The organism is Arthrobacter glacialis (assembly GCF_002909445.1).
GTDB classification, from domain to species: Bacteria; Actinomycetota; Actinomycetes; order Actinomycetales; family Micrococcaceae; genus Specibacter; species Specibacter glacialis.
This window is the reverse complement of record NZ_PPXC01000060.1, coordinates 1-1,023: the sequence shown is the minus strand read 5'-3', so window position 1 is coordinate 1,023 and position 1,023 is coordinate 1. Positions and strand designations below refer to the sequence as shown.

1 protein-coding gene is annotated in these 1,023 nt (G+C 47.7%); it reads right to left on the bottom strand.

What is annotated here, in order from left to right; translation table 11 throughout:
- Positions 1-241 precede the first annotated feature (241 nt).
- Positions 242-1,023: matrix protein 1 (locus tag CVS27_RS21780; RefSeq protein ID WP_207767613.1), on the bottom strand; the 782-nt coding region annotated here is incomplete at its 5' end.

The following is a 1,023-nucleotide window of genomic DNA, read 5'->3' as shown; positions in this document are numbered from 1 at the left end:
TAGAAACAAGGTAGTTTTTTACTTCAGCTCTATGTTGACAAAATGACCATCGTCAACATCCACAGCATTCTGCCGTTCCTGCCGATATTCTTCCCTCATAGACTCAGGCATTCCTTCCGTAGAAGGCCCTCTTTTCAAACCGTATTTAAAGCGACGATAAATGCATTTGAAGAAAAGACGATCAAGAATCCACAATATCAGGTGCAATATCCCAATAATGTTAGCTGCAACAACGAGTGGGTCACTTGAACCGCTGCAGTTGCACTCCCATCCGGTTCTGGTAGGCCTGCAAATTTTCAATAAGATCATCCTTTAGGCCTGTACTGGAGTTAGGGTGAGTCCCGACTGTCCTCATAGCCTGCACCATTTGCCTAGCCTGGCTTGCGATTTCCATGGCTTCCGCTGCCTGTTCACTTGATCCAGCCATCTGCTCCATAGCCTTAGCCGTAGTACTGGCTAGTACCATTCTATTCTCATGCCTAATTAGTGGGTTGGTACTAGTTGCCATCTGCCTGTGGGACCGATGTTGTGCGTCAGCGATCTGCTCACAAGTGGCACATACCAATCCAAGAGCCCCTTCTGCAGTTACTGTCCCCATCCTGTTGTATATGAGACCCATGCAGCTGGCAAGCGCACCAGTTGAGTAACTGAGTGCAACTTCCTTTGCTCCATGAAATGTCATTTCCCTCTTCAGTTTCTTGTATAATTTAACTGCCTTGTCCATGTTGTTTGGGTCTCCATTCCCATTTAGGGCGTTTTGGACAAACCGTCTACGCTGCAGTCCTCGCTCACTGGGCACGGTGAGCGTGAACACAAACCCTAAAATCCCCTTAGTCAGAGGTGACAGGATTGGTCTTGTCTTTATCCACTCCATGAGAGCCTCGAGATCTGCGTTCTTCCCTGCAAAAACATCCTCAAGTCTCTGCGCGATCTCGGCTTTGAGGGGGCCTGATGGAATGATAGAGAGAACGTACGTTTCGACCTCGGTTAGAAGACTCATCTTTAAACATCTACCTGCTTTTG